We start from the raw sequence: 2,094 nt of genomic DNA, 5'->3' as shown, positions 1-2,094 counted from the left end.
CTGGGGGCTCCGCCCCCAGACCCCCGCTCCTCAAACGCCGGAGGGGCTTGAATTCGGCTGGCGGACGTTGGCGCGGACCCAGTCCACGATGGAGACCGTCGTCGCGCCGGGCGTGAAGATCTCCGCGACGCCCTTCTCCTTGAGCGGTGCGATGTCCGCCTCGGGGATGATGCCGCCGCCGAAGACCTTGATGTCCTCCGCCTCGCGGTCCTTGAGGAGGTCGATCACCTTGGCGAAGAGCGTGTTGTGGGCGCCCGAGAGGATGGAGAGACCGATCGCGTCCGCGTCCTCCTGGATCGCCGTGTCCACGATCTGCTCCGGGGTCTGGTGCAGCCCGGTGTAGATGACCTCCATACCCGCGTCGCGCAACGCCCTCGCGATCACCTTGGCCCCGCGATCGTGCCCGTCGAGCCCTGGCTTGGCGACCACCACGCGGATCGGACCCTGGACACCCATCACTGCCTCCATGCACACGATGTGAACGAACGTTATCGACAGCATCCCGCAACCCGCCGTTTCACGGTGGATAGGGAGGGGGAAATCACACGTGGGACAAATATCGGGGAGCCGCAGACGAGGTCGCCGCACCACCGTGCCGTCAGCCGCGCTGCACGGTGGTGCGGCCCACCGACATCTTCGTTCCGCCGTACGTCGTACGGCTTCCCATGAGGGCACACGGGGGACAGGGCCGTCTCCCCGCGTGCCGTTAGGGAGGTAGGCCCATGCGGGTCATACCCTTCTTTCTCTTTCCGCAGTGCCTGCTGCGCCGGATGCGTTTCTCCTCCGCGTTACTGAGAGCCACCGCGTTGGATCTCGCGATCCTCGCCGGGCATCTGCTCCTCTATCCCTCCGGGTTCGCCCCCGAACGCAGGGAGGACATGCGGGAGGCGGCGGAGTCCGGTGCGGCCGGAGAGTCCGCCGGCCCGGCCATCGCAGGGCCCGACCGTGCGCCCGTCGTCCTGCTCCACGGTTTCGTCGACAACCGCTCCGTCTTCGTCCTGCTGCGCCGCTCGCTGGCCCGGAACGGCTGGCGCCATCTCGAAGCGCTCAACTACTCGCCGCTGACCTGCGACATCCGCGTCGCCGCCGAACTGCTCGGCCGCCATATCGAGGAGATCTGCGCCCGCACCGGACACCAGCAGGTCGATGTGGTCGGGCACAGCCTGGGCGGCCTCATCGCCCGCTACTACGTACAGCGCCTCGGCGGCGACACGCGCGTCCGCACCCTGGTCACCCTCGGTACCCCGCACGCGGGCACCCAGGTCGCCCAGCTCATGAGCGCGCACCCGCTCGTGCGCCAGATGTGCCCCGGCTCCGATGTGATCCAGGAGCTGCGCGAACCGGCCGTCGGCTGCCGTACGCGCTTCGTGAGTTTCTGGAGCGATCTCGACCATCTGATGGCGCCGGTCGAGTCCGCCTGCGTCGAGCACCCCGATCTGATCGCGCAGAACGTCCGGGTCAGCGGAATCGGGCATCTCGCCCTCCCCGTCCATCCGGCGGTCGCCGCCGGCATCCGCCAGGCACTCGACGTACAGGTGACGGGGGTGGGCATCGCGGGGTCGGTTTCGGTGGCCTGAGAGCCCGATTATCCGAACAGCCCTCGAACGCCGGGCCAAAGCTCTGTCCAGAGACCGCCGAAAGACGGCCGAATGCCCGTTTCCCGACGGCCCGGAACCCGCCGAAGATTGTCGTCCCCGCGTACTGCCGGGTACAGTCGCGCCACTGCTTTCCTGTGAGTTACCTACAGACTCATGCGACGCAGGGTCCTGCTGCCTAGGCGAGAGAGACGTTGGTGAACGACCAGCAAACCCACGCCGGGCACGTCGGGTACGACGCCTACTCCACGGGCAGTTACGAAACCGACCCGCTCTTCGGCAACCTCCCCGGCGCGTACGACGGCACGGTGTACGACACGGCGCAGACCGGGCAGTACGACACCACGCAGTGGGACACCGGCGCACAGCAGAGTTACGGCTACGACACCACCGGCCAGTGGGCGGTGCAGGTCCCCGCGCAGGCCGTCGCCTACGACAGCTACGACACCACCGGTCAGTGGGACGCCTCGGCCTGGAACCAGGCCGAGGCGTCCCACTG

Annotated in this window: 2 protein-coding genes and 1 pseudogene; 2 read left to right on the top strand and 1 reads right to left on the bottom strand. The window is 68.1% G+C overall.

Annotated elements, in window-relative coordinates:
• Positions 1–30: 30 nt before the first annotated feature.
• Positions 31–456 carry a coenzyme B12-dependent isobutyryl CoA mutase small subunit gene (icmB, locus tag J0695_RS30765; RefSeq protein ID WP_206967578.1) on the bottom strand — a complete coding sequence of 142 codons (426 nt, stop codon included), beginning with the start codon at positions 454–456 and terminating at the stop codon, positions 31–33.
• A 266-nt stretch (positions 457–722) separates the two neighbouring features.
• Here icmB and J0695_RS30760 point away from each other — a divergent pair, with 266 nt between their 5' ends.
• Positions 723–1,577 carry a lipase family alpha/beta hydrolase gene (locus tag J0695_RS30760; protein ID WP_206967576.1) on the top strand — a complete coding sequence of 285 codons (855 nt, stop codon included), beginning with the start codon at positions 723–725 and terminating at the stop codon, positions 1,575–1,577.
• A gap of 215 nt (positions 1,578–1,792) precedes the next feature.
• A pseudogene (locus J0695_RS30755) lies at positions 1,793–2,094 on the top strand (M23 family peptidase); the annotation flags it as partial.

This window comes from Streptomyces beijiangensis, from assembly GCF_017315755.1.
GTDB classification, from domain to species: domain Bacteria; phylum Actinomycetota; class Actinomycetes; order Streptomycetales; family Streptomycetaceae; genus Streptomyces; species Streptomyces beijiangensis.
Note: the sequence above shows the minus strand (reverse complement) of the source record. Positions and strands in the feature narration are given on the sequence as shown.

What these genes read in the sequence shown, in the direction of transcription:
- icmB (WP_206967578.1), bottom strand. Translation starts at nt 456, where the DNA reads ATGGGTGTCCAGGGTCCGATCCGCGTGGTGGTCGCCAAGCCAGGGCTC.
- J0695_RS30760 (WP_206967576.1), top strand. Translation starts at nt 723, where the DNA reads ATGCGGGTCATACCCTTCTTTCTCTTTCCGCAGTGCCTGCTGCGCCGG.